Genomic DNA, 25,310 nt, shown 5'->3' with positions numbered 1-25,310 from the left:
TCATGCTTACTGTTTCGTATCGTTTGAGAATGACAAACACCCGCGTTCAACCCGTGAAAAAAGGATTGACGATCGTGAGGTTTCCGACATGCTGCCCATGTGAGAGATCTTCCGAATATAATGCCTGAGCCCCACTCCGGCAGGCGGCTTCAATAATGAGAGAATCCCAGAAGGACAACCGGTGTTTGGCTTGCAAGTCAATAGCAGCCAACACCGCCTGCTCGTCAGTGACGACGACTTCCCACACACAAAGATCTTCGATGATGGCGCGGGCCTTCTTCTTGTCAATCGGGGCGGGAATCTTTTGGGTCAGACTGACGAAGACTTCCTGAAAGACCTGCGTACTGAACACACCGGTCTCTGAATCCCACTGATTGAGGGGTATTTCTCTCGCAGCACCACGTTTTCGCCCCGCCGTCTTGTCATGAGCATACACCAACACATTCGTATCGACAAAGGATTTAGGTTCGATCATGCAAGCCTTCTCGAGTAGAAGAGGAACGGCCTTTCGTCCCTAGATCCAATCCCTTATTCAGGAGCGCGAGATGCCGCTGCTTGGCATGTTTATAGCCTCGCTGTTGCTCAACTTTCCCCCGCAACACTTCCCGCATCAGTTCACTCAACGATTTCTCTTCCTGTGCCGCCACGATTTTGGCCTTTTTTAAAAGGCTTTTGGGAAGAGAAAGAGTCACTTTTTGATGTTCCATGGCTGCCTGCCGAATCAGCATTTATCCCGTAATGATGCATATCACATGATTACGTGAACATCAAAGGCCATGCCTGTGAGTGGAGTTGTTGACGTTTTCAAGATTATCGCGAAACGTATACAGGGTCACACGTTTGTTCCCTCTTGGACCCCTTACTCAAGATGCGGTGGGGTCTTCTTCATCTGAGTCTTGATGAGGAGAAAGGGGGGCACGAGGGCGGTAATACGTTCGATCCTTGAGTTCTTTCGGCAGATGTTCCTGCTCGTCCTTTGCCTTCGAATCATCATGGGCATAACGATATCCCTTGCCATAGCCCATACCTTTCATCAAAGAAGTCACGGCATTGCGAAGATGCATGGGAACGGGAAGATTGCCGAATTCCTTCGCGTCATGCATGGCTTCCTGCAGTCCCACATACGAGGCATTGCTCTTGGCGCTAGAGGCCAGGTAGGTCGTGCCATGAGCCAAATTGATGTGCACCTCTGGCGGACCGATCACTTCGGCGGCCTTAAACACGGATGTGGCGATCAGCAACGCTTCGGGGTTGGCGTTCCCCACATCTTCTGAGGCAAAAATGACCATTCGCCTGGCGATAAACTTCGGGTCCTCTCCCCCTTCCAGCATTCGTGCGAGCCAATACAACGCGCCATCCGGATCTGAATCACGCAGACTTTTGATATAGGCTGAAATGAGGTTGTAATGTTCCTCGCCATCCCGATCATACCGCAGCGCCTTTTTCTGAAGGCCTGCCTCGACCGCCTCCAGCTCAATGACCAAAGGCGCAGATGTTGATGGCTGAGCCTGACTCACGACAAAGTCCAATGCCGTGAGCATCGACCGGGCATCGCCATTTCCATACCGGATCAACAAGTCACGCGCGTTCGGAGTCAGAGAAATCTGGAGCGCACCAAGACCATCCTTCGTATCTGTCAACGCACGGTCGAGGATCTGCCCCATCGCATCGGCATCAAGTTGTTGCAAAGGCACGATGAGCGACCGAGATAACAGGGGCGCGATGACTTCAAAGGACGGATTCTGAGTCGTTGCGCCAATCAGCGTCACGTCGCCCCGCTCGACATGGGGGAGAAACGCATCTTGTTGCGCTTTATTAAACCGGTGTATTTCATCGACGAACAGAATCGTCTGCGTCCCGGAAGCCTTTCGACGCTGTGCGGCCACTTTAAGAATGGTACGTAACTCCGGCACTCCGCTTAAGACCGCGGAAAACGGAACGAATGTTCCGCGGACTTTTTGCGCGATCAATCCGGCCAGCGTAGTCTTCCCCGATCCTGGAGGCCCCCAGAGAATCAAGGAAGGAAGCGTCTGGTTTTCAATGGCCCGCCGCAACGGCGTCCCATGCCCCAGGATGCCCTCTTGGCCAACAAAGTCAGAAAAGTTTCGAGGTCGCATACGATCGGCCAAAGGCGCCAGAACAGCCGGCTTATCGCCCTGGACAGGAAATAACTCAGATTGTTCGGCTTCGTTCATATCATTTATCACTCGAAGCGACATTGTGTCCTAGAGAAATGGCCTTGAACACGAGGATTGAATGATGCATTGGTCGTCATAAGGCAAATTATCTCACGCACATGCAGTTGCCTTATTGGGCCTACCATTGCAGGTGTTCAAATCTTGAAAAATTCCAAGGCTATGCTATAACCATTGAGCGGATTTCGGCAAATCAAGATGGGCAAGTCCGTCGCTATTGTTTTGCTGTTGGAACGCCTCAGGACTTTAGAACACTTACCAGGTGCAAGACAAAGATGACAGGAAGGAGGATACTGTGAAGGCGTACGTCAATGGGGTGAATCTCGCGTATTCTGACAGAGGGGAAGGTCCGCCGATCGTATTCATCCATGCATTTCCCCTATCCCGTATGATGTGGAACCCTCAAGTCGAGGCCTTATCGCAACATTATCGCGTCATCACTATCGACCTTCGAGGTCATGGTGAGTCAGATGTCTTGTTGTGGAATTTTACGATGGAAGACTATGCCAAAGATGTCCACGCCCTTTTACAGTTCTTGAATATCTCACAGGCGATGTTTGTCGGACTCTCGATGGGAGGCTATACGCTCTTTGCCTTGTACCGGTTATTCCCCGGCATGGTGAAAGCGCTCATCCTCGCCGACACGCGCGCCCAGGAAGACAGTCAGGAAGGGAAGGCTGGTCGCATGGCCACGGCTCAAATCGCCTACACACAGGGCCAAGCGGCGATTGCCGACATAATGCTCCCCAAGCTGCTCGCGGCTCAGACGATAGAAACGAGAAAAGATGTCGTCGATTCAATCAGGGAGATGATACTGACGACTCAGCCACCTGCCGTCATCGTCGATCTTATGGCCATGGCCGCTCGCCCGGATTCAACAGCCCTCTTAAAAACCATCTCCCACCCGACGCTGATCCTGGTAGGAGAGAACGACGTCGCGACGCCTCCTTCAGACTCTCATGATATGGCTGACCTTATTCCAGACTCGAAGCTGGTCATCATTCCTCATGCCGGACATTTATCCAACTACGAGCAACCTGAAGCTTTTAATGATGCCGTTCGAACGTTTATGGCCTCCAAATGTCTATAGAAACCGAAGGCAGAGTTGCGAAATTCAATTATCAGACGGATCGACAGGGAAAATCACCGAGTGGTGACGAAGAAAATAGGACAGGCACTATTGAAGAGAGAAACGGTACTAATATCACAAACTCTTGACACTCAGCCTTCACGAATACACCGCATAACACCCGAATAGTTATGACCTCGTATTAAGCCTGCGCTTCCTGCGCAACGAGTCCATCCCTGGAAGTCCGTAAAAGACTGAGTAGTGGTTCCATCATACTCCTTTCCCTCCAATACATCAATCAGTCCGGTCTCCAGGCTTTAATCAGAGTTGGGATTACCTCACCGAATGAGCTTAAGAAACTCTTCCCGCGTCTGCTGTTGTTTGCGGAACACGCCTTGCATTTCACTCGTCACCGCGATGGTGTTTTGTTTTTCAACACCCCTCATGCTCATGCACAAATGCCTGGCTTCGAGCACGACGCCTACACCATGGGGGTTCAGTTTTTCTTGTAGTGTCTTGGCAATTTGGACCGTTAAACGCTCTTGAACCTGTAAGCGACGACTAAACGCATCCACGAGCCGGGGAATCTTGCTCAAGCCGACGACATGTTTTCTTGGAATGTATCCCACATGACATTTTCCGAAGAATGGAAGCATATGATGTTCGCACAAGCTAAAAAAATCGATATCTTTCACGATCACCATTTCATCATAGTCGATCGGAAACAGCGCTCCGTTCAACAGTTCATCGATATCCTGCTGGTACCCGCTGGTGAGAAACGTAAGAGCCTTGGCGACCCGCTTCGGCGTATCCTGTAACCCGTGACGAGTGGGATCTTCACCAAGTTGCGTGAGCATCGTGTGGACCGTGGATTCCAACCCTACTCCCCTGGTCTGACTCTGATGCATCGCCGATGCGCTGGGTGAAGTGCGTGAGCGAGAGCTGCGTGTTTTCCTAGCCATAAAAATCCCTGTGTTTTGAATAAATACTTACTCGATTGAAGAGACCGATCGGTTAATCTGGAGTATCCCTATCGATCACCAACGTACTCAAAATAATTGTCTCGTGTTTCAAGCACCCCAATTTTTTGGAGTGTTCCGACAGGAAGTTCATCGACCAACAATTCCCAAATCAACTTGGCCAAATTTTCACCAGTCGTGACGACACCGTCAAAGGCTGGATCATAGTTCAAATGTTGATGATCAAAACGCTCGACAATATGGCGTGTCACAAAGCGATCGAGCGAAGCGCAATCAAGTGGCTCGTGGGGTCGGGAATCATTTTTTTGATTCACGGTCACAAAAACGGTGTAGTTATGGCCGTGTCCGTTGAGATTATTACACTTTCCGAAAATTTTTTGATTGGCCTCGTCGCTTAACTGTGGAGTGTGTAATCGGTGAGCGGCTGAAAAATAATACGACCGGGTAATGGCAAGTTGTGACGACATGATTCGTGATCGGTCTTATGCGAAGTCGATGTGGTAAATGAGGGGGCCAGACGTAGGATTACACCACGTTTTTACTCGAAGTCTGTTGGCTCTGAGGCTGATCACTCGCGGTCGTTTCTCCCCACTTTTGCTCCGGTACTTGCACAATGACATCCCCGAGGACTCTGGCCTGACAGCCAAGGCGATGATAGGATTCGGTGAGGGCTTCACGATCTAAGAGATCTTGTTCTTCAAAGTCGATTTCCGAAAGATGGTCTTCGCCGACAGCCACATCCACGCGACAGGTAGTACAAGACGCATTCCCGCCGCAGTCGTGATTGAGGGGAAATCCTAGAACATCGGCGGCCTCCAGGAGCGTGACATTCTCTGGCACTTCCCCGCTTTTTCCTTCCGGGTGGATGAACGTGACATGTGGCATGACCGATTCACTCAGCTAGACGTGTGCAGCTTGTGCGGAAAAGGGACATCCCCCCAACTTGATATGTTCTTCATATTCATGCTTGAACATGCGAAGACTGTTTTGAATGAGGACTGAGGCTCCGGTTACCAGGGTGCAAAAGCCCGTACCCTTGACAAAACCGCAAATCTGCAACATTTGATCCAGATCCTTTTGCGTCCCATTCCCTTCCTCGATTTTTTGAACCAGCTTGGCGAGCTCACCCGTTCCAATCCGGCAAGGCGGACATTGCCCGCAACTTTCAGCTTCAAAAAACTTCGACAGCTTCAGCGTTTGCGTCACCATACAGGTCGCATCATCCACGACAATCACACCGGCAGACCCCAAACCCGTTCCAGCCTTTTTCAATGAATCAAAATCCATCGGAAGATCAAGCTCGTCAGGACCAACCATCGCAAATGACGGCCCGCCAGGAAAAACCGCTTTGAGCCCTCGTCCATCAGGAATGCCCTGTCCGCATTCTTCGATCAGGTAGCGCAGTGGCGTGCCTAACGGCAATTCATACACGCCAGGACGATTGACAGCACCACTGAGCGAGAACAACATGGTCCCAGGACTTTTTTCAGTGCCCACCTGCATGAACCAGCCTGCTCCGTTCCTCAGGATACTCGGAATATTCGACAGCGTTTCGACATTGTTGACTAATGTCGGTTTCCCATACAGCCCAAATTCTGTGGGATAAAAAGGCGGTTTCTGCTTGGGTTGCGCCGGCCTGCCCTGCATCGACTCCAGCATAGCCGTCTCTTCACCCGCCACGTAACTGCCGTGGCCTTCAAAAATCTCAAGGTCCAGGTTGAGCGTCGTTCCGAGAATATTCTCTCCCATGAGCCCATTGGCGCGGGCCTCCGCGATCGCCTTTTCAAAATGCTCTCGCTCCTCTTCGAATTCCGCGTTGAGATAAATAAAGGCCTTTTGAGCATGCACGGTAAACGCCGCGATCAAACACCCTTCGAGCAATTGATGCGGATGATGTCTCAATAAATAGCGATCCTTGAAGGTCCCCGGTTCATGTTCTCCGGCATTACACACGAAGTACCGTTCCTTGACGCGATGATGAAACACTTTTTCCCATTTTATCCCGGTTGGAAACCCTGCCCCGCCTCGACCGCGAAGATGCGAGTGCTTGAGCACCGCAATCACTGACTCCCGATCCGCGTTAATCACGCAGGCTTTCCATGCTTCGTATCCGCCACGACGAACGTACGAATCAATCTTCCAAGGTTCTTCGTCCGCACCCGCGAGTATTCGGGGAGCGTTGGTTACTTGATCTATCATTATTTGTCTGAATGCGTCATCGTCTCATGAACGGTCACAAATCTTCACGCCACTATACGGTTCACTCTCTCAACCCGTCAAGCATATTTCCCGACTCAACCGTGGCATGACAGACAAAGTAAGAATCACCATTCCACTAATGTACATTGCCACACGGCCCGCCGAAAACGAGCCTGGAAGAAACCTGCCATCTAGTCAAAACGAAGGCGATGGTCTTGCCGTTACTTTTGCCTGCCAAGTAACCGATCGACTTTCTGACATAATTCCCGCACAGCATCTCCAGAAAGTTTCAAAGCCGACTGTTCTTCGGGTGAAAGTGTATATTCAATAATTTCTTCGACGCCCGAGCCTCCCAATTTCACCGGCACTCCCATGATCAAGCCGTGAAATCCATACTCCCCCTCACAGAGCGTCGCGCAGGGCAGGATTTTCTTTTGATCTCGAGTGATGGCTTCGATCATCTCAACCGCTGAAGCAGCCGGAGCGTAATAGGCACTTCCGGTCTTGAGTAAGTTGACGATTTCTGCCCCGCCTTGACGCGTTCTCTTGACTAACGCGTCAAGGCGGTCCTGAGACATCCATTCATGAAGCGGCCGACCCGCCACCGTGGTGTATCGAATCAATGGGACCATGGCATCCCCATGGCCGCCTAGAACCATAGCTTGCACGTTTTCCACGGACACATTGAGTTCTTCGGCAATAAAGGCCCGGAAACGCGCAGAATCCAATATCCCCGCCATACCAAGGACTCGTTGTTTGGGAAATTGGCTGACATGATAGGCCACGTAGGTCATGGCATCGAGAGGGTTCGCGACGATGATAATGATGGCATCAGGAGAGCGTTGAACGATTTCTTTCACGACTGACGACACGATCTTCGTATTCGTTTCGATCAGGGCATCACGGCTCATGCCAGGCTTTCGGGCAATGCCGGACGTGATCACCACCACGGAAGACCTCGCGGTTTCTTCGAACTGATTCGAGCCAATAATCTGCGAATCATACCCACAGACCGGACCCGCCTGGGCTAAATCCAATGCCTTGCCTTGAGGCATGCCCTCGACAATATCGACGAGTATGACATCATACCCATTCTTCTCCGCAACGCGCTGCGCAATGGATCCACCAACATTCCCTGCTCCGACCACGGTAACCTTGATTCGTTTCATGCGATAACCTTTATTTATTTCGAAAGTGAGTGAGAGTTGACTAATGATCTCCCTCGTGAGACTCCCATCCCGCGACTTTAAAATTAATCGTACACACGAAATTATCGCCTTCGTAAAAATTGACCTTGATCTTCTTCTTGCCATATTCCCGGGCGAGAAACGATTCCGGGTCATCGACCAGCTCTTGATAGGTACCCGGCTCATAGGTCCCTAATTCGATGAAACTCACGATCATCCCTGTCTTGACTTCCTGCAAGACTTTCACCCAACAACGAGGATAAATCTCCCAAAACTTCTCATCGATTTCTTCGCGAGTCGGTTCTCTCGAGGCTTCTCCCGGCTGACGATCTTTTCGTCCGAACTTGGCCTGACGACGGACGTAGGGGTACTGGTGCCCCGTAAATAACTTATACAACCAGGGAGGAACCGTTGGATTTGATGGTTGTTGATTCATTCGTACCAGGAAATTTGTTAGGTCGTTAATCGTTGATAAATACGGGGAAGCCGTCGCGGCAAGCTAGTCACATCGTCAATCACCAAAAACCCGACTTCACCGTACATGCGTGCGATATAGTCCCCAGCCTCTCGATCCACGGTGATGCAGAACGGGTGAATTCCTTTCTTTCGCGCTTCCCGAAGCGCCATCCTGGTATCTTCCAAAGCATACTCGTCAGCATAGCCATCGTCTAACGGCTTTCCATCGCTGAGGATAACCAGGAGTCTCGTTCGAGCTGGCTGTCGAAGCAGGCGAGTGACGGCATGACGAATCGCGGCTCCATCACGGTTCTGCTTCTTGGGTGCAATTCCCCCGATTCGCGAGACGGTTCGGCTTAATGAAGCCTCATCGAACTCTTTCAGGACAGTCAGCTCCACGTGCCCGCGTCCTTGGCCGGAATAGCCATACATCGCATAGGCATCGCCGATAGCGCTCAAGGCTTCCGATAACAGTATCAACCCTTCTTTTTCCACATCAAGAACACGCCGCGACTCCGAACCAATTCGTTGTCCAGTTGAACCACTCATGTCGATTAAAAAGGCCACCGCCACTTGCCGATCATGTCGTTCGCGACGGAGATACACTCGGTCAGACGGCTCGTTTCCCACGCGCTTGTCCGCGATACGCCTGACCACTTCGTCGATATCGATGTCGTCTCCCCCCTCCTGCCGACCCAAATGCCGAAGAGCGGTTGGCCGAATGGTTTCGAAATAACGACGCAAGAGACGTATTTCATGACCATAACTGGCTAACGTGTCTTCAACAAATTCTGTGTGGCCTTCTTGTCCATGACGTTCAAGCACCCGACACCAGCGCGGGCGGTAATCATTCAGGATACCATCCCATTCATCATAGAGAATTTCGTGAGCACCCTGCGGGACATTCGAGACTCCCTGGCGTCGACTATTGTCCAGGTCCAACCATTGTTCGAGTGGTGACTGACCATATTCTTGCCGCGGTTGGCCTGTAGACTGGAATGCCCGCTCCTTTTCACGGGCTCCCGGTGACACCGATGGTTGAGAAGATTCTTCGCGGTGTTCAGGTGAAATGGAGTCCGCCTCACGCTTCTCATCCGCTGCCGTTTGTCCAGTCCACTCGTCCTGCCCCTGTCCTTGGACCATATCTGGATCCATCGCCCCCCGATAGGAAAGGTTCGTAATGGGCCGGTACTCATCCGATGTCTCCTCCGCTGCCCGGGGCCCAGCGCCGACTTCAGACGACTCTTCTTCATCTAACTCACGCCACTCCTGTTTATCAGCAGAGCTCAATTTGGCGATCATTTCATCCAACACCTGATAAATACGGTCTGCCACGAGAACCACGTCATCGGCTGTCGCCTCCAGATGCAGAATCGTTTGCGCTAATTGCCATGACCTTTCGACGACATCTTGAAGATCTGGTTGTTCTGCTATACCCGATGGTTCGTTGGCAAACCGCAAGAGAAGAGCATCCAGCACGATCTCACGTACTGTCATTCCGTGCAAAAATGATCGAGTCTGCACCGCCTCTTTCGTTAAGACAACCAAATCTTGCCGGAGTCCAGGATACTCATGTTGTAATAAAAATTCGATGCGGGCATCTTCTAAAATCTCCCACAAGTCATGGATGACTCCTTTCTGCGGGTACAGGGCAAATACGTTTCCCAGTGTGTCAGGCATGGACGCCGACGTTTCATCCTGAAGCGGTGCATAGCGTTGATGAACGTCGCGAGCCAGTGCATGAAGCCGTTCTCGACTCACCCGGTACGTTCCAAACTCAAGATGACCAGCTTCATGTGCCGTCATCACGGTGTACCGCCTCATATTGCCTTCCCGGGTTGCGCCTTGCCTCATCAAGAGCGGCAGATAAATCGTTTGCCCGTCAGCACTCACTTTCGCTCGAGGTTCTGGGGCACCAGGAACCCGCGTCGTTACTGCCTGAGAAGTCTGCGGTAACGCCTCAATCGCAACATCCCGCCCGCACATCCCCTGCGCGAATAATTTCAACGTTCGCGCGATTTGCCGCAACGGAACGCCTTGCATCGCCTGCTCCACGGCAGTCAGAGCATGTTTGGTCTCGAGCGAAAAGTACGCTCGTGCCCCTTCGGCACTATATTCCAACACGTCCATCCCGTGACGGTACCATTCCTCGAATACGTGAAGAGCATCTTCCGATTCTCCCGTGAGGTAAAGAATCTCCGGCACGCGATTCAAATAGGCGAGTGTGGATTTGGCATCACGGTCGGCGAGCAATAACCCATACTGAAAAACCCTGACTTTCCAGTCGGTCGATGACAAGTTTTGGAGTAGTCTGGGACAGTCCGCTAAAAAAGCAATGGCCAATTCCGGCGACTCGTCAGCCAGCGTAGAGCCCATTTCCAAGACTAATTGCTTGATTTCGACCGGTTCGATTTCCCGCAGAATATTGGGACTTGAACGGAAGTATTCAATCGTTCCCACATAGTCGGTTTTACCCAAACTATTTGTAGTCACCAATTTCATCCCGAACCCGATCCATGGCCTGACCTGATCGAATGAAAGGGCTTTGGCGATCGAGGGGCTTTCGGTGAAAAATTCCACTCCTAACACATAATCCCATTGCGCCAATTCCATTCCAACCTCAGCCCAGGCCCCCAACTCAGTCAAGGGAATTTCCAGCAACAGTTCTGGGGCTTTTTTAAAAAATTCATACGCACAATTGGGAGCCACGTCAGACGGACCATCCGCCAACTCTAGGATGAGTCGCAAAAGACCTTCACGTTGTTCCGAATCTTCCAAAACCCCAAGGATCAACGGGCTTTCTTTAAAATAGCGTAACCCAAGCGCCCCCCTTGTCCCAGTCAGGCAAATGCCAAGATCCAGCCAAGAGATGACGGCCTGCAGTCCACAACGTCGCCGAAACTCTTCCAAACTCCAGACGGCTTCGCTGGCGACTTTTGAAGACACGTCACGAAGCTCTTCCAGCAGCTCGAAGACAGTCGTTGCCACACCTTGCTCAATGAGTCCATCGAGCAAACGTTCCGCCGTCGATGGCTCATGCCGATCTAAGAGGCACTCGAGAAGTGAGGAATGTTGGGACCGTGAGTTCATGAATCCTCAAGACGATGGTGAAGGCAAACTGGACCTTACCACCATCAGGACAGGAAATCCCACCCCAAGTCTTGAGGCTTGTCGGAACGACATCAAATTTCGATGACGACGTACCATATACTCTCATGGGTGCAGGCTTGTTTCCTAAGCCACGAAGAATCTTCGTCGTTCGCCCTACTTCCACTTCCTGAAATACTGTTTAACTTTCTCTATTGATATGCCGGTCAACCTGATTCGTTTATGACGACTCCCGGACCCAGAGATCATGATGACGGCACCTTTCGGCAACTGCAGTTGCTTGGCAAGGAATGCACAGAGCATTTCATTCGCCTCACCTTCAACTGGCGGAGCGGCCAAGGTAAATTTTAGACCTTTCTCGCCGTGCGGACCGACGTATGCCGTCTTTGAAGCTCGAGGCTGCGCGTAGACACGTAAGATCACACCATCAGCCGTTTCATGTATGTAGTCATCAACCATAAAAATTCAAGAAAATGTTTTGCGGTCACGCATCATGATGAATTTTGACAAAAATTCCAGAAGCCACTCGAAATATAGAACGCCATATCCCATAAGTCATTATCTTTCAATATCTTACATGAAAATACCTTCATAATTTTCTTCAGCCCGTCAGGTTGACAGCCGATAGACATATGAGTAAAATGATTTATATTGAAAATGGTTATCAATATCGTATTAAACTAAAGACCGACAAAAAAGAGGGAAGCCATGTACATCTGTGTTTGTAAAGGTATCAAAGAGTCAGATGTTCGCGATTTGGGACGTGAAGGCATCACATGTCCAAAATTACTGGCGTCAACCCTAGGCATCAATGATAAAGGTAGTTGCTGCGGGCGTTGCAGGAAGAATATCTCGAGCTTCGTTGAAATAGCTCGCGAGGAACACGCCCGGTCGTCATATGTCGGTTGAAGCATAACTGAAGTTCTCCAATCCCTCTTCCGGTCTCGTCTCCCTGAGGCTTCCGTGCTTGCTTAAGATACCTGTTCTTAGGCATGCCCTCCACGTAGTTAAACATCGTTGCCTCATACCCCGTACGCTCAATCGCAACTTATCCGTGAATCGAGGAGTGCACGACCCCCATGACATCCGTAAACGTTTCTCCCTATGGTTCTTGGAAGTCTCCATTGACGTCAGGAATGATCGTCGCTCAGGCCGTCAGATTGGGACAAATACAAGTCACGGCTCAAGGACTCTTTTGGGTTGAAGGACGACCAACAGAAGGCGGACGCAACGTCATTGTCCGTCGAACATCTGACGCCGACATCTCTGATATCACGCCGTCCACATTTAATGTTCGGTCACGGGTTCATGAATATGGCGGAGCCGCATATCTTATCGCCAATGAAGCCATCTATTTCTCGAATGACTCCGATCAACGAGTCTATCGACACCCTCTTTCAGGTGCCTGGCCGGAACCAATGACAGACCCAGGGCCTTTTCGTTACGCGGATTTCACCTTGGATGCCTCTCGCAACCGCCTGATCGCCATCAGAGAAGATCATTCTGTCACAGATCATGAGCCATCAAACGCGATCGTTAGCATCTCATTAGATGAGAGCTCGAAAGAGCCCCGTGAACAGCTACTCGTTCAGGGATATGATTTTTATGCATCCCCACGCTTGAGTCCTGACGGACGACAGCTCGCGTGGCTTTCCTGGAACCATCCGAACATGCCTTGGGATGGATGCGAATTATGGGTTGCCGACTTTGATGCCGACGGAGCGGTAACGGAGGGTAAGATCGTCGCAGGTGGTCCTGAGGAATCAATCTTTCAACCAGAATGGTCTCCGACCGGAACCCTGTATTTCATATCTGACCGTACAGGTTGGTGGAATCTTTACAGAATTTGGCAGGATGAGGTAAATGCCCTTTTCCCAATGGAGGCTGAATGGGGGCTTCCTCAATGGAACTTCGGCCTTTCTACGTATGGATTCCATTCCCCCACCACCCTCGCCTGTCTTTACACGCAGGAAGGAAACTGGCATCTCGCGACCCTTGATGTTGAATCGCGGCAACTATCAAGCTTTGATCTTTCCTATCCCGAACTCAGCGACCTTCGCGTCTTCAACGGTCACGCTTACTGTCTCGCCAGCTCTCCAACTGAACCTCATTGCCTGATTCAGGTTGATCTGCTGTCTAACCACCATTCGATCCTCTATCGTTCAAGGGGTCTTCCTGTTTCGCAAGACTATCTTTCGACGCCTGAGGCCATTACGTATCCGACAGAGAATGGACAGCAAGCCCATGCGTTCTTTTATCCGCCACATAATCCGGACTTTTCAGCTCCCTCGCAGGAACGTCCTCCATTAATCGTCAAAAGCCATGGTGGTCCGACAGGCGCTACCGATCAGTCATTTGATGTGATGATCCAATACTGGACCAGTCGAGGCTTTGCCGTCCTTGATGTCAATTACGGAGGAAGTACCGGATATGGCCGAACGTATCGAGCCAGATTGAACGGACAATGGGGAATCGTCGATATTGACGATTGCGTGAATGGCGTCAAGTCTCTCATCCGGCAAGACAAGATCGATCCGAAACGAGTCGCAATCATGGGTGGAAGCGCAGGTGGATATACGACCCTTTGCGCGCTGACGTTTCGCGACATCTTTTCAGCGGGATCGAGTCACTACGGCGTTTCCGACTTGGAGGCGCTTGCACGGGACACGCATAAATTTGAGTCTCGCTATTTACACGGATTGGTGGGGCCATACCCGGAAGAACGGGAACGCTATCAACAACGTTCGCCAATTCATCATGCCAGCCAGCTTTCGTGTCCGATTATTCTATTTCAAGGACTGGAAGACAAAGTGGTTCCTCCCGATCAGGCGGGAAGAATGGTGGAAGCCCTAAACAATAAAGGTCTGCCTGTGGCATATGTGGCATTCGAAGGAGAGCAGCATGGATTTCGGAAGGCAGACAATATCAAGCGTGTGCTCGATGTTGAGTTATATTTTTATTCGAGAATTTTCAAATTTTCTCCAGCCGACCCAATTGAGCCAATACAAATCCTCAATTTTTCTTAGCCGTTCCTTCAATTCCTCAAGGTTCGCCTTCCTAGCAAGTGCAATATCTACGTTGACTCAATATTATAGCGAATCCAAATACGTTCCAATCGATACAGACGACAAACCCCGCACGGTACGACGTTGAACCATACGGAAATTATTTGAATCGGCTATAAGCTATCCGATGGACGCGAGAGAAGCTGTCGATTTTCCTATCACTTTTATGATTTTGCAACATGTTGATTTTAAAGAATTTCACACCTTCAAACCTAGGTGTTTACGATTAGTTCTTGCATTTTAGGTGAATTTGTCGAATTTTTTTCCATATTTTAAAATACTTCTTCGTTTTTTGAATACTTTTTGTATTTTCTTCATCGAGCACATCAAAAATATCATTTAAAAGTCAGCTACTTACGATAACAATCTTCCTCTGATCTCACTTTGGCCTCTCTTTTGCTCTAATAGAAACATTGTGACGTTGTTGTACTTGTAGAACGATTTAAGAACGCCCATCGGGTGATTTCTACTTTTTATGCATTTATGACTTCAAGGAGAATGACCATCATGAGATTATTACCCCAAATGAAATACCTTGCTGTTAATCTTTGCATTCTCGCTTTGCCAGCAATAGCATTGGCAACCCCCATACTCGGTGGAACCATCGCCGTCAAACATGATGGAAATGTCACGGCTACATTTCAGGGCAGCAGTGCCGGATACATCAGTGCTTTGTACCTGGGAAATACGAAGCTCTTTTCTTCAACACAGAATGCCGGAACAACTTTTGACTTGGGGAATTTTTCTGCGGGAACTGAATTGCAATTTCGACTGGAAGTCCAAAACACAGGTCACTCTTTTTATACCGGTAGCGGGGCCAATAACTCTGATGGTCTGGCTCATGCCATCGTCGATGAATCATTCGGAGAGAACGAGACACTCGTCAGCTTCGAAGATCTTCTTGGAGGAGGCGACCGGGATTATAATGACTTGACCTTTTCCTTCTCTAATACCAATACACACCTGGGCGATAAGTCTTCGGGATCAGGAGATGATAGGTTGGTGCAAAATCCTGAACCTTCCACAGTGATCCTGCTCGGGTCTGGAATACTGGGCTTAGCCGCTTGGCGCTGGAAAAAAGAGCGATTCCTTAAGTAAATTTCAGCATGGCGTTTTACAATATCTAGGCACCTTCCCAGCCGCTCTTCTCATACGCGTGAGAAGAGCGGCTTTTTCGTTTCACGCAAGAATATAAAATTTTTGGTCTTGGCTTTCCGCTTGCCGTCTTCCGTACAACCATTTTAGACACTGAATTCTGTCCTTTTTTTCGAGTTTTTATCCTCATCATCCATCTGTCGACTTTCTTTCTTCTCAAACGTGACAGACCAAAGAGAGTCTTTTCTCATTCTATAATTTTACTGCTCGTTGGGGTACGTTTAGATCTATTCTTGCACTCACACCTGTCAATGTTCTTTACGATTTTCAGGCTTGTCTTGATAGTTTCTGCATTTGCGCTTCATGCCAGGAAATAAAGCAACTCACAACAAGCAGAAGTAACCACTATCAATAAAACACAACATCACATTGCCCAGGCAGCGCTCCCACATTGGTCTCGAAATTGCTCTCTTGTCCAAAAGAAATATTCAACAATTTTACGTTTTTCCCTTAGAGTTAGGGACGAGCCCAAGACAATCTGTAGAGGGCTCATCAACATCGATAAAGGAAAGACAACGGACATGGGGGGACAGGCTAATGAAAACACTTAGGCATCTCAAAGCGACTTCCTTTGCCATCCTGGTATGTGGACTCTTTCTTTTTCCTTCGACGTCAATGGCAACTTCAGTATTAGGTGGAAATCTGGTCGTTCAACATACCGGAAATGTGACCGCTACGTTTCAAGGCAGCAATGCCGGGTATATCAGTTCACTGTACCTGGGTGACACGAAAATATTCACGACGACTCAAGCCGCTGGCTCGACATTCGACTTAGGAAACTTTTCCGCTGGAACGGTCCTCAATTTTAGGCTTGCCGTTCATAATACAGGTCACTCATTTTTCACTGGTCCCGGATCCAACAACATCGACGGCATCGCTCACGCATTGATTAACGATGCCTTCGGTGAGAACGAAACATTAGTGAGTTTTGAAGACCTTTTGGGAGGGGGAGACAGAGACTACAATGACCTCATCTTTTCTTTTTCAAATACGGAAGCGCACGATCCCACAGCGACAAACAACAACAAGTTAGTAGCCAACCCTGAACCATCAACTGTCATTCTTCTTGGCTCAGGCCTCATGGGATTGGCCGCTTGGCGTATGAGGAAAAAGAACGCATAACGTGTAGCCGACAATTAAAGCACGATGTATATGGAAAAGCCCTTTCTTGCCAAAGAAAGGGCTTTTTTCGTAGAGAATACCCTCATTAAACTGGCTCCCCGTTTTGTTTATACTCCATATCCTTTCATTCTCAATAACCAACTCACTCCCACCAGACACGTTATAGTGATTAACACCACATAGTCGAAAAACTTGAAGGTGGACAGATTATACGGATGAGGCTGTCGTCCCGGACGAAAGCCTTTCACCTCAAGGGCCATAGTCAGCAATGTCGTTTGCCGAAGCGTGTGACCAATCAACGGAACCACTAATGGAACATAGCCACGAATCTTTTCTCCCAAGGTTCCTGCTGACAAATCCAAGCCTCTGGAACGTTGGGCTTGTACGATCAGACGACTGGCCCCTAGCAATGCTGGCACCCACCGAAACGCTAGAGAGAGGGCAAAACACATCGGGGAAGGAACCCCGAATCGTTGAAGACCGAATGCAAAATCTTCTAATCGTGTCGTCGAAAGCAAGAGCACCCCGCTCACCACCATTACCGTAAGACGCATCGCCATACTCAACCCGAGCATCATCCCCTCTACCGATACGGTGAAAACCCACCAGTGAAAGAGAGGCGTCTGGCCTTCAATGAAAAATGGCCACAGCACAAGGCTATACAGAAACAAGAGGACAAGAAGGATCAAGAATTTCCGGATATTGGCCCACGCTTGGGCGCTTGCTGTAAAGAAGAGGACCAGGCTCCAGACACCTAACAGATACATGGGGTGCGTATACAGCAAAGCGAGGGAGAAGAGGGCTAAGACGCCCAGAATTTTCGTCCTGGCATCCAAGCGGTGGATCCATGTGTCTCGATCAAGATAGAGTGAAATCGTCATGAGGCTTCCATTGCGGCCTTGATTTCGTCGACGGTCAATAAGGTACATCCCCAACGTTGGCTAAACGTCGTTAAGGCCGGGACTTCCAGGGAAGCACGGTGAAGGTGAGACGGATTAGAAAACACCGCCCGCGTCGTGTCATCAGCGATGACCCGGCCCTCATGCATTAAAATACACCGGGTAGAATACGTGGCGACTAAGTGAATCATGTGTGTAATCATCAATATCGTGTGGCCCTGTTGGTGAAGGAAGAAAATCATGTTCATCATCTGCTCGATCTCTTGAGCATCGAGTCCGGTCGTTGGTTCATCAAAAATTAGAATGTCAGGTTTAGTCGCTAAAATCGATGCCACGGCAATTCGCTGACGCTCTCCTTTCGTGAGAGAAAAAGGATCCTGCGAGCGATAATAGTCGACGTCCAGGCCTACCGCCTCCAGAGCATCGGCAACCCGTTGTTCGCACTCCGATCTGGGAAATCCAAAGTTCTTCACCCCAAACTCAACCTCCTGCCAAACAGTCTCCGCAAAAATTTGATGGTCAGGATTCTGAAATACATACCCCACCAACCGGGATAATTCACTCATCGAGGTCGTTTTCGTACTGCGGCCTCCGACAAACACCTCGCCCTTCAACGGAAGGAGAAGGCCATTCAATAGCTTGCTCAACGTACTTTTTCCCGACCCATTCTTTCCCAGCACGGCCACAAATTCTCCTTGAGTCACAATGAAAGAAATATCTTCAAGGACTCGAGACTCACCGGAGTATTCGAACGATACGGCATCAACCTGAAGCAGGGGAATATCCTGGCCTGCGACCGCACAGTCGGCAACATTCGGTTGATAGCCTTGAGACGTTTCACGCTTCGGGTGAAGCGTACAAGCCTGTTCATCCATCACACGCCAGGCTTCCTCCACAGTTACAGGCAGCATCGGGACATTCATATCGACGAAACATTCAGCCAAAGGAATGGCGGCAATGCCGAATTGTGCAGGCAAGGTTGGCGATCCGAAAAACTCACGTGGAGTTCCTGTCCAACAGATTTCGCCATGATCCAATACACAGAGGCGATCCGCCTGCAAGACTTCCGCCGACTCTTGCCCTACAAGGACGATCGTCATGCCTTGATCCCTTAAAATCCTGAAAAGTTCTTTCAATTGGACTCGTGCCTGCGGATCAAGGTCGGTCAAAGGCTGATCCAAGACCAAGAGAGAGGGGTAACACACGAGCACCGTTGCCAGGACTAATCGCTGCCGCTGTCCTCCAGACAACGACAGCGGGTCGCGTGAAGAAAAGCCCTCCAGGCCTACCTCGCGCAATGCCCATTGAATTCGCTCCTTCATCTCGTCTGGTGAAAGTGAAGGTGAGAGATATTCAAGGGGAAACAAGACCTCACGCTCAACGCTCGATGCGAGTAATTGAGCATCAAAGTCTTGAAACACCAGGCCAACGCCCTTGCGCTGATAGCCGGAAGGATCATGGTTTGATACTGGCTCGAAGGTTGTTCGAATATGCCCGGAAAGCCGGCCGGGAACAGACCGTGGAATCAGATCGCTGAGCAGATGACATACCGTCGATTTCCCTGAGCCTCGACGTCCCATGATGGCGACCCATTCACCTCGACGAATGGTCAGAGTGAGGTTTTTCAACGCCGGAGTCTCGGATGATTGATACTGAAACGTAATATCGTTCAATTCAGCGATGAGACTGGAGTCGGGTACTGTCAAACCGGATGCGCCGCTACGCACGATTGATTGACTTCTTACCATTGCCGGATCAGCCATATCACGCTGTCCGTCAAGAAGATCTGGGTAGAGTAGTCCCCATTGTTTGACTCGAGGATAGAGAAACCACAGGAGGGGAGGACCGAGGAACAACCCCATCGCCACATTGTTAAAAAAAATGGCCGGCGCCAGGACCATGAATGGGAGGAACCCTAACCATTCCACGCCCCATGCGATGATGACCGCACACCCCCCAGAAGCAAGGCAACAAATGAGCGCATACTCCAGTCCGGGCCGCCAAGCTTTGACATGTGGAGCTGTCCCTGAAGAGAGGGGACCAAGGGCTCCCCATAGTGTGTAAGGCAGCAAACCCAGGAAAAAGTTCCCGAGAAATCCAAAGACACTGGCGGGGCCTAACGTTCCAAAACAATCTCCGATAATGTTGCCGATGCCCGCGCCCCATGCGGCAACCGGACCAAACAGTAGAGAGGTGACTAGAGGAATCGCGTTAGCCGGACGCAATTCGACAAACCCGGGAATGATGGGAATGCCGACTTTGAACGGGATGAGGATAGCCGCATAGATGGCCGCGACTTGAGCCGTGAGCACGATTAACTTCGTCTGACGCCAAACCGCAACGAGCTCAGATATCCAACGTCCCGGGGACAAAGCCGAGCTTCGTCGACGATTCATCATCAATGTGGGGAATTAGGTAAACAGGGCATGTTCCCCGGCGATCAGATTCTCGGCGTACGAGGTATGGCTAATTTTGCACGCAGCGAAATCCGATATCGGCATAGGGATAGCCCGGACGAAACCAGTTTCGGAACGAACGACGCAACAAACACGGAGCTGTTTGAGGACCCGCTCCTTTTACCACGTAATGATCATCGTCAAAAAATCTTGCCGAATAACCCGGGTACGTTGAGTGGGGCATGAATCCTTCGAATGGATGAAACGGCGTCGATGTCCACTCCCATCCGTTGCCCACGAGCTGCGCGAACCCAAAATCACTCTCCCCTTCCGGGTGGGCCGTAACAGGTTCGGGATCCCAACGGTGAAAGCCAAAATTCCCATATTTTTTATCAGGTGTGTCGTCACCCCATGGATAAAGGCGTTCTTCACCAATCCGTGTCCCGTAAGCGGCACGATGGAACTGGGCTTCGGTCGGAAGTGCCAAACCAGCCCATGCCGCATAGGCCTGAGCCTCACGCTGTGAAACATAGACCGGCCAATCCAGAGGCAGTTCTTGTTCTCCGAACATCGTACGCAGAAACCACGTGTTGCCACGTTGAACCCAAAACGAGGGCGGAGCGGCTCCTTCCTGAACAAACCGAAGGTACTGCCCATTGGTCACTTTGTACTTACTCATCGAAAACGCCGGAACAGGCACTTCATGCCGGTTAAACTCATTGTCCCAGCCAAACGTCGTGGAAGGCTCTTCACCCAATGTCGCAACACCCGCCGGCACCTCAATCATGTCATGAATTGGAGATGGATATTTCCGAAGAGGAGAGCACGCAGGAATCACTTTACTGGTGTTCGGAAGCCGATGAAGAATGTAGGCTGTCGTTTCCACATGCATCCACCGATGTTCAATCGCAATAGATACGATATCGGGCGGGGCATATTCCATCGCTTGATCAATCTCTTCACGCACTCGTCGATTGTATTCGAACACCTCATCAAGAGTAGGCCAGTCTGATGGCTGATCTTGAGATAATGTACCTACCTTCGGGTCAATCCCGGCTTCAAACAACTGATCAAAGGTTTCATGAAATGAAGGTTTTCCCAACGTCCAGCGACAAACCTGGTTCCAATCAAACGCCTCCACATGTCCTAAATAAAAGATCAACCGGTGACGTTCTGGAATCCCCCGCTCATAAAACGAATCAGGGTGGACATGCGCAAAGATCGAATCCATGCATTCACGAGCTTCATTCAATGCCACGGGGAGCACGGATGATGAAATCATAAACCCCTCCTTCACGAACAAGACGCCTTACTCATTCAGAAACAATCAATAAAAAACCCCTCGTAAGGGGCATCACACACCTACGTATGAATGATAATACCAATTGAAGTCAACAGGCCATCGCAGCAGATTAGCAAACTGACGAGAGCCTGACAATACGAGAAAAGCCTAGCCTGCCGGATTTTCCCCTCCGGATTCGTGAAATCCCGACACGTGAGATTGTGATAGTTTTCAGGATAATTCAAATGATTCGAGAGTTTTCTATGGTCACACATAGCCGGTCTTGGTATCCTGAGTGAGACAATTTCCACCCGCAATTTCCGTCATTCTCCCTGCTTTGTTACGCATGTCTCACTGCGCACTACGAGCCTGTCACGTGACAAAAACCTTTCCCGATGGGACCAATGCTCTTCAGGACATCAATTGGCAAGTCGAGGTAGGCGAAACGATGGTGCTTATCGGAGAGAGTGGGTCGGGAAAGACCACGCTCCTCCGACTTCTTAACCGGCTCGACGAGCCAACGTCAGGTGAGATCCTGATGATGGAAGAAGAAGTGACGCTCCAGAACCCGATCACACTCCGTCGACAGATAGGGTACGTCCAACAAGACGGAGGGCTCCTTCCCCATTGGACTGTGGAGCAAAACGTCGGACTCCTTCCGACCCTGCTCGGGTGGAACCCCGAACATCGCGACCAACGCATCGATCAGCTGTTAACCCTGGTTGGCCTCAGGCCACATCAGTACCGCAGCCGCTACCCCATCACCCTTTCAGGGGGCCAGCGACAGCGGGTGGCCGTAGCCCGCGCGCTCGCCGGTGACCCGGACATCGTCCTCCTTGATGAACCGTTTGGAGCGCTTGACGCTCTTACCCGGATCGAGCTTCAAGAACAGTTTCTTACACTTAAACAGAACCTTAATAAAACGATGGTGCTCGTCACCCATGATTTGCGCGAAGCCTTTTACCTTGGGGATCGTATTGCCATCATGAAAGACGGTCGGATACGACAGATAGCTACTCCTCGAGAACTCCAGGAACATCCGGCAGATGACTATGTTCAAAATCTGCTCCAACACCTTCCAACGACCTAGAGAGGGCGGCAAGCAATGACAGGCTGGATGCGTTTCTTGACGAGTCTCGTATTCCTTTCCCTCCTCGTCCCTCTTGAGACGTCCGCATCTTCCCGGGACCGCCACATCATCGTCGGGTCCAAAAATTTTATGGAAAACCGTCTGCTCGCAGAAATATTCGCTCAGCTCATCGAAGCCAAGACAGACATACGAGTGGAACGCCGGCTCGGTCTCGCCGGAACTCAAGTCGCATTTGAAGCACTGAAGACGGGAGCAATAGACCTTTACCCTGAATACACAGGAACCGGGCTCGTCAGCATCCTCAAGCAAGCACCAGCTAAAAGTGCACGTGACACGTTGAATCGCGTTCGCGTGGAATTTTTGTCTCGATGGAATCTGGTATGGATCAGCCCGTTAGGGTTTGAAAACTCTTACGCCCTGGCCGTCCCGAGAACACGCGCGAAGCAACTCAAACTTCGAACAATTTCTGATCTCGCGAAGATTGCCCCCACTCTGAAAGCCGGCTTAGGGTATGAGTTCGTTCAACGGCCGGACGGCATTCCAGGGTTGCGGCAAACATACGGACTTGCATTTAAAGAAATCGTGACGATGCAACAAACCATGAAGTATCAAGCGGCAAACACTGGAGAAGTGGATGTCTTAGACGTGTACACGACTGACGGACGCCTTGCGGTCTACGATTTTACGGTGCTCGAAGATGACCGCCGGTTTTTCCCGCCCTATGAAGCCGCCGCCTTAATCCGCGAGGAGACACTGACGCGCTATCCACGAGTAGGCGTGATCTTATCCCTCTTAACGGATGCCCTTGATACGAAACTGATGCAATCCCTGAATCTGCGAATTCAAGAAAAAGGGGATACCGTCGAACGCGTGGCCCATGACGCCCTGGAAGCCATCGGTCTCTTCAAACCGCAACCGACTGCCGCTTCAGACAATTCTCGGGATACAAACATGTTCCACTATCTACTGGAACACAGACAGACGCTTGCCACCCATACCCTGGAACACCTACGGCTCGCAGGAATGGGACTGAGCCTGGGCATTCTTCTGGCTGTTCCGCTTGGCCTTCTCCTCGAACGTCAACGATCCATCGCTGAACCTCTGATCCGATTGATTGGGACGACACAAACGATTCCGTCTATCGCGTTACTCGCCTTCATGATACCGTTCTTTGGAGTGGGCATGCTGCCGGCTATCATGGCCTTGTGGCTCTATTCACTATATCCCATCCTCCGAAACACGTACTCCGGTTTGCGCGATGCCGCGCCATCTGCCGTCGAAGCCGCCCGTGCGCTCGGGATGACCGATTGGCAAATCCTGACCTGGGTGCGTCTCCCACTGTCCGCTCCTGTGATCATGGCAGGCATTCGCACATCCGCCGTCATCACCGTCGGAACGGCAACTCTTGCCGCATTCATCGGAGCAGGCGGACTGGGCGTCCCCATTGTTTCAGGATTGCAGCTGGCCAACACGACACTGATCCTCTCAGGAGCCCTGCCTGCTGCACTGCTCGCCCTCATCGTTGACGGTCTGTTAAGTCTCCTTGAGCGATGGATAAAGCCACGAGGCCTTGAGAGATAGCCACGAAGCCTTGATAGATAGGATGTGATGTTCCACGGCATAATACCGAATCCCTAGACATTCTACTCTTAGGAGAACTGCACACTTCTATGACAATCGTCATACGCAAAGGTTGCGCCAATAGACCTGCCCTTTTATACTACAGACATTCTACGGGAAATTCTTATCAGTCACATTGCCCGCAATGACGCGTTTCCCATTGCGACTTTGTTCGATTCGTCTCATTTACTCACCACTCACGATCTCGTAAGGCTAACCATTATTTTTCTCCATCTTCCATACGCGATCATCTTATATTCTTCATGCACCCCATGTTCGTTATTTGACAGAATACCGGCTGAAATCACCAGGAGCGATAGCGGAAGCTCACTCTTCGCAGAACCAACGCGGATGTATCGAGCCACGCCTTGAAGGGGAGAACGTATGGATTGTATGACAGGACTGCCCAAAATCATCGTCGATGTTCATATCAGTGGTGAGACGCCGCACAACATCAAATCAGAATTACGACAAGGCTTGTCAGCATCGCCTCGAACATTGCCGACCAAATATCTCTATGACGATCGAGGCTCAGAGCTGTTCGAGGATATCTGTAATCTTCCTGAGTATTACCAGACACGAACGGAACGGGCATTGCTCAATACCTGCGCCGATCAGATCATTAGCCTCACAAACGCCGAAGAATTAGTTGAGCTCGGTTCAGGAGCTGCGACTAAAACTCGCGTACTGCTCGATGCGATGGAAAAGGCCAATCAATTACGTTTCTATGTGCCCTTCGATGTCAGTGAAGGCATCGTCCGTCGAGTCGCCCAGGAACTCGTCGACGAATATGAAGGTCTTCACGTCCATGGCGTCGTTGGGGATTTCCTGTCACATCTCGAACATATTCCAGAGGGTGGTCGCCGACTGGTCGTCATCTTGGGCGGCACGATCGGAAATCTCAATCCGCAGGCCGCGCTGAACTTTGTCTCGTCCATTCAGAGGGAGATGGCGTCTGGCGATTTTTTCTTATTAGGCGTGCAACTCGAAACCAACATCGTACGCATCGAACGAGCCTACAACGATTCAGCCGGCGTCACCGCTGAGTTCAATAAAAATATTTTATATGTCATGCAAGGTATGGTCGGAGCGACACTTGATCCCGACACATTCGACCATGTTGCCCTCTATGACTCGACCAACCACCGGATCGAAATGCGCTTACGTTCGAAAGAGCAGCAACATATCCACATGCCGAGCATTGACTTTTCCTTTACTCTTGAAAAAGGGGAAGATATCCTCACAGAAATCAGCACCAAGTATGATCACTCGCGGACTGAGGCTCTTTTACGTCAATCCGGGTTCGACATGATCAAATGGTACACCGACCCTGAAGAACTCATCGGCCTGGCGCTTGCGCGAAAACCCTGACCGCCATATCCGCCTCTCCATACAAAATGCCGCCTGTTTGTTCTTTTCCGACATTCCATGGCTCTCCCTCCACTCTCCATAGGGTCCACTGAAAGAGTACCCTGAAAGGCTCTCGA

Annotated in this window: 21 protein-coding genes; 7 read left to right on the top strand and 14 right to left on the bottom strand. The window is 50.4% G+C overall.

All coding sequences use genetic code 11. The features are described 5' to 3' along the window. Positions 1 to 46 precede the first annotated feature (46 nt). From MRJ96_08925 to MRJ96_08915, 3 genes are all read right to left on the bottom strand, one after another. Positions 47 to 475, bottom strand: coding sequence for a PIN domain-containing protein (locus tag MRJ96_08925; GenBank protein MDR4501557.1), 429 nt, complete (start codon positions 473 to 475; stop codon positions 47 to 49). Beyond that, on the bottom strand, positions 462 to 707 hold the full coding sequence (locus tag MRJ96_08920; GenBank protein MDR4501556.1) for a ribbon-helix-helix domain-containing protein: 246 nt from the start codon (positions 705 to 707) through the stop codon (positions 462 to 464). The genes MRJ96_08925 and MRJ96_08920 overlap by 14 nt, the downstream gene beginning before the upstream one ends. Positions 708 to 863: 156 nt before the next feature. Next, positions 864 to 2,195 carry a replication-associated recombination protein A gene (locus tag MRJ96_08915; GenBank protein MDR4501555.1) on the bottom strand — a complete coding sequence of 444 codons (1,332 nt, stop codon included), beginning with the start codon at positions 2,193 to 2,195 and terminating at the stop codon, positions 864 to 866. A 295-nt stretch (positions 2,196 to 2,490) separates the two neighbouring features. Here MRJ96_08915 and MRJ96_08910 point away from each other — a divergent pair, with 295 nt between their 5' ends. Further along, entirely contained in the window at positions 2,491 to 3,285 is a 795-nt protein-coding gene (locus MRJ96_08910) for an alpha/beta fold hydrolase (protein MDR4501554.1), read from the top strand. A gap of 317 nt (positions 3,286 to 3,602) precedes the next feature. Here MRJ96_08910 and folE read toward each other — a convergent pair whose 3' ends face one another. The 8 genes from folE to MRJ96_08870 all read right to left on the bottom strand — a co-directional run bounded on the left by folE (position 3,603) and on the right by MRJ96_08870 (position 11,653). Continuing rightward, entirely contained in the window at positions 3,603 to 4,226 is a 624-nt protein-coding gene (gene folE / locus MRJ96_08905) for a GTP cyclohydrolase I FolE (protein MDR4501553.1), read from the bottom strand. A gap of 68 nt (positions 4,227 to 4,294) precedes the next feature. Next, the gene (locus MRJ96_08900; GenBank protein ID MDR4501552.1) at positions 4,295 to 4,711 is read right to left on the bottom strand and encodes a 6-carboxytetrahydropterin synthase; all 417 of its coding nucleotides are present in this window, start codon (positions 4,709 to 4,711) and stop codon (positions 4,295 to 4,297) included. A 58-nt stretch (positions 4,712 to 4,769) separates the two neighbouring features. After that, complete coding sequence (locus tag MRJ96_08895) at positions 4,770 to 5,129, bottom strand: (2Fe-2S)-binding protein (protein MDR4501551.1); 360 nt, start codon at positions 5,127 to 5,129, stop codon at positions 4,770 to 4,772. A 15-nt stretch (positions 5,130 to 5,144) separates the two neighbouring features. Continuing rightward, on the bottom strand, positions 5,145 to 6,443 hold the full coding sequence (gene nuoF, locus MRJ96_08890; GenBank protein ID MDR4501550.1) for an NADH-quinone oxidoreductase subunit NuoF: 1,299 nt from the start codon (positions 6,441 to 6,443) through the stop codon (positions 5,145 to 5,147). A 221-nt stretch (positions 6,444 to 6,664) separates the two neighbouring features. Beyond that, entirely contained in the window at positions 6,665 to 7,612 is a 948-nt protein-coding gene (gene mdh / locus MRJ96_08885) for a malate dehydrogenase (GenBank protein ID MDR4501549.1), read from the bottom strand. Positions 7,613 to 7,652: 40 nt separating this feature from the next. Then, complete coding sequence (locus MRJ96_08880) at positions 7,653 to 8,066, bottom strand: hypothetical protein (GenBank protein ID MDR4501548.1); 414 nt, start codon at positions 8,064 to 8,066, stop codon at positions 7,653 to 7,655. 17 nt (positions 8,067 to 8,083) lie between these two features. Beyond that, positions 8,084 to 11,176 carry a VWA domain-containing protein gene (locus MRJ96_08875; protein ID MDR4501547.1) on the bottom strand — a complete coding sequence of 1,031 codons (3,093 nt, stop codon included), beginning with the start codon at positions 11,174 to 11,176 and terminating at the stop codon, positions 8,084 to 8,086. A gap of 174 nt (positions 11,177 to 11,350) precedes the next feature. Continuing rightward, positions 11,351 to 11,653 carry a DUF167 family protein gene (locus MRJ96_08870; GenBank protein ID MDR4501546.1) on the bottom strand — a complete coding sequence of 101 codons (303 nt, stop codon included), beginning with the start codon at positions 11,651 to 11,653 and terminating at the stop codon, positions 11,351 to 11,353. Positions 11,654 to 12,273: 620 nt separating this feature from the next. On the opposite strand from MRJ96_08870, the gene MRJ96_08865 reads away from it, so the two are divergent. The 3 genes from MRJ96_08865 to MRJ96_08855 all read left to right on the top strand — a co-directional run bounded on the left by MRJ96_08865 (position 12,274) and on the right by MRJ96_08855 (position 16,536). Continuing rightward, entirely contained in the window at positions 12,274 to 14,220 is a 1,947-nt protein-coding gene (locus tag MRJ96_08865) for a S9 family peptidase (GenBank protein MDR4501545.1), read from the top strand. A gap of 546 nt (positions 14,221 to 14,766) precedes the next feature. Further along, complete coding sequence (locus MRJ96_08860; GenBank protein MDR4501544.1) at positions 14,767 to 15,357, top strand: DUF4114 domain-containing protein; 591 nt, start codon at positions 14,767 to 14,769, stop codon at positions 15,355 to 15,357. Between the two features lie 594 nt (positions 15,358 to 15,951). Continuing rightward, positions 15,952 to 16,536: a DUF4114 domain-containing protein gene (locus tag MRJ96_08855; GenBank protein MDR4501543.1), complete on the top strand. Its 585-nt coding sequence runs from the start codon at positions 15,952 to 15,954 to the stop codon at positions 16,534 to 16,536. A 107-nt stretch (positions 16,537 to 16,643) separates the two neighbouring features. Here the strand turns inward: MRJ96_08855 and MRJ96_08850 are convergent, their stop codons facing one another. The 3 genes from MRJ96_08850 to MRJ96_08840 all read right to left on the bottom strand — a co-directional run bounded on the left by MRJ96_08850 (position 16,644) and on the right by MRJ96_08840 (position 21,113). Next, entirely contained in the window at positions 16,644 to 17,417 is a 774-nt protein-coding gene (locus tag MRJ96_08850; protein ID MDR4501542.1) for an energy-coupling factor transporter transmembrane protein EcfT, read from the bottom strand. Further along, entirely contained in the window at positions 17,414 to 19,807 is a 2,394-nt protein-coding gene (locus MRJ96_08845; GenBank protein ID MDR4501541.1) for an energy-coupling factor transporter ATPase, read from the bottom strand. The genes MRJ96_08850 and MRJ96_08845 overlap by 4 nt, the downstream gene beginning before the upstream one ends. Positions 19,808 to 19,901: 94 nt before the next feature. After that, positions 19,902 to 21,113, bottom strand: coding sequence for an SUMF1/EgtB/PvdO family nonheme iron enzyme (locus tag MRJ96_08840; protein MDR4501540.1), 1,212 nt, complete (start codon positions 21,111 to 21,113; stop codon positions 19,902 to 19,904). Positions 21,114 to 21,489: 376 nt separating this feature from the next. Here MRJ96_08840 and MRJ96_08835 point away from each other — a divergent pair, with 376 nt between their 5' ends. From MRJ96_08835 to egtD, 3 genes are all read left to right on the top strand, one after another. Beyond that, complete coding sequence (locus MRJ96_08835; protein ID MDR4501539.1) at positions 21,490 to 22,203, top strand: ATP-binding cassette domain-containing protein; 714 nt, start codon at positions 21,490 to 21,492, stop codon at positions 22,201 to 22,203. Between the two features lie 15 nt (positions 22,204 to 22,218). After that, the gene (locus MRJ96_08830; GenBank protein MDR4501538.1) at positions 22,219 to 23,784 is read left to right on the top strand and encodes an ABC transporter permease subunit; all 1,566 of its coding nucleotides are present in this window, start codon (positions 22,219 to 22,221) and stop codon (positions 23,782 to 23,784) included. Positions 23,785 to 24,216: 432 nt separating this feature from the next. After that, a complete protein-coding gene (gene egtD / locus MRJ96_08825) occupies positions 24,217 to 25,194 on the top strand; it encodes an L-histidine N(alpha)-methyltransferase (GenBank protein ID MDR4501537.1) in 978 nt (325 codons plus the stop codon). The last annotated feature ends 116 nt before the right edge of the window (positions 25,195 to 25,310 follow it).

This window comes from Nitrospirales bacterium (assembly GCA_031315865.1).
In the GTDB taxonomy this organism is placed as follows: domain Bacteria; phylum Nitrospirota; class Nitrospiria; order Nitrospirales; family UBA8639; genus JAGQKC01.
The sequence above is the reverse complement of the archived record's forward strand: the minus strand, read 5'-3'. Positions and strand labels throughout refer to the sequence as shown.